The sequence below is a fragment of the Agrobacterium rubi TR3 = NBRC 13261 genome (genome assembly GCF_000739935.1).
GTDB lineage: Bacteria > Pseudomonadota > Alphaproteobacteria > Rhizobiales > Rhizobiaceae > Agrobacterium > Agrobacterium rubi.
Genome location: NZ_BBJU01000048.1, coordinates 1 through 1,797 on the forward strand (window position 1 = coordinate 1; position 1,797 = coordinate 1,797).

Here is a 1,797-nt window from a genome sequence, read left to right on the forward strand (position 1 = left end):
GCTGGTCGCAGCCTTCAAGCAGGCAGCATTTGGGCGCAAATCCGAGAAGACCGATCCCGACCAGTTCGATCTGGCATTGGAGGACCTGGAAACGGCGATGGCCGTGATCCATGCCGAGGACGAGGCGGACACTCCTGCTGGAACTAGGACGACCAAGCCACGCACGACCAATCGCGGCTCCCTTCCAAAACATCTTCCGCGCGTCGAAGAGGTGATCGAGCCAGAAAGCCTGGTGTGCGCCTGCGGCGGCTGCCTGCATTGCATCGGCGAGGATGTCTCCGAACGCCTCGATGTCGTACCGGCGCAATTCCGAGTTTTGGTCACCCGCCGTCCCAAATATGCCTGCCGTTCCTGCACCGACGGCGTCGTTCAGGCTCCTGCTCCAGCGCGATTAATCCAGGCAGGGCTGCCGACGGAAGCGACCGTCGCCCATGTTCTGGTCTCCAAATATGCCGATCACCTTCCGCTGTATCGGCAGGCTCAGATCATGAGTCGTCAAGGCCTTGATCTCGACCGCTCCACACTTGCCGACTGGGTCGGGCGAGCAGCGTTCGAATTACGTCCGGTCTTCGATGCGCTGATTGCCGATCTGAAGCGTTCAACCAAGCTATTCATGGACGAGACCCGTGCTCCGGTTCTTGATCCAGGCTCTCGCAAGACCAAGACCGGATACTTCTGGGCGTTGGCACGGGATGATCGCCCATGGGGCGGTGGCGCTCCACCGGGCGTGGCCTTCACCTACGCGCCCGGTCGCGGAGGCATTCATGCCGAACGAATATTGCAGGGCTTCTCCGGCGTCCTGCAGGTGGACGGCTATGCCGGATACAACAGGCTGATCGCACCAGAGCGCGTTGGCCCAGACATTCGGCTTGCCTATTGTTGGGCACATGCTCGTCGCAAGCTGGTGGAGATCACCCGTAACGGAACAGCACCCATTGCCGAGGACGGCGTAAAACGGATCGGCGAGCTGTACCGGATCGAAGCCGAATTGCGCGGCCTTGATCCGCAGGCTCGTCTTGCTGGGCGGCAGGAACGGTCTGCACCGCTTGTCGCCGACATGCAGGTTTGGCTCACGCATAACCGCGCCCGTGTCGCTACAAAATCCCCGCTCGGCGAAGCCTTGGCCTACATTGCCAAATACTGGGGTGGTCTCCAACTCTTCCTGACCGACGGTCGCATTGAGATCGACAGCAACACCGTCGAGCGGACCATCCGGCCGATTGCACTGAACCGGAAAAACGCGCTCTTTGCGGGCCACGATGCCGGAGCAGAGAACTGGGCGGCCATCGCATCGCTCATCGAGACCTGTAAACTCAATTCGGTCGAACCGTTGGCCTACTTGACCAGTACACTCGCGGCAATCGTGAATGGCCACAGGCAGAGCCGGATCGATGAGTTGCTGCCGTGGGCATTCAAAAGGGCTATCAAGCCAGCCACTTGACGGGTTCAGCTCCACCGGCATACTCGTCGTCGTGATACAGAAGCTGGACGTGCTAAATGATCGAAGACGACGAACCCAATCTGGTGACTTCTGGCAAAAGTAAGAGGATCGTCGTTGATGGCTATCCGTTCTCCATCGACATCTTCCGACTGGAAACCGATACGACATGGACGCTTGAGGTGGTCGACCACAACAACACAAGTCACGCCTGGGACGAGCAATTCCGATCCGACGCAGAGGCACGGGACGTAGCGGTGAAAGCCATTGAGGCAGAGGGTGCCCTTGCGTTCATGCGTGGAAACAACGTCATTCCATTCCGTCAAGCGTAAACCGACGTGCTCCCAAAACGGCGCTTA

2 protein-coding genes are annotated in these 1,797 nt (G+C 59.4%); both read left to right on the forward strand.

Annotated elements, in window-relative coordinates; genetic code table 11:
* Window positions 1-1,441 (forward strand): IS66 family transposase (gene tnpC / locus RRU01S_RS24860; protein WP_045232921.1); only part of this gene is annotated, 1,441 nt, incomplete at its 5' end.
* A 56-nt stretch (window positions 1,442-1,497) separates the two neighbouring features.
* On the forward strand, window positions 1,498-1,770 hold the full coding sequence (locus tag RRU01S_RS24865) for a hypothetical protein (protein WP_045232922.1): 273 nt from the start codon (window positions 1,498-1,500) through the stop codon (window positions 1,768-1,770).
* The last annotated feature ends 27 nt before the right edge of the window (window positions 1,771-1,797 follow it).

Bases quoted from the DNA above. Each gene is read 5' to 3' on its own strand.
- RRU01S_RS24865 (WP_045232922.1), top strand. From the start codon at position 1,498: ATGATCGAAGACGACGAACCCAATCTGGTGACTTCTGGCAAAAGTAAG.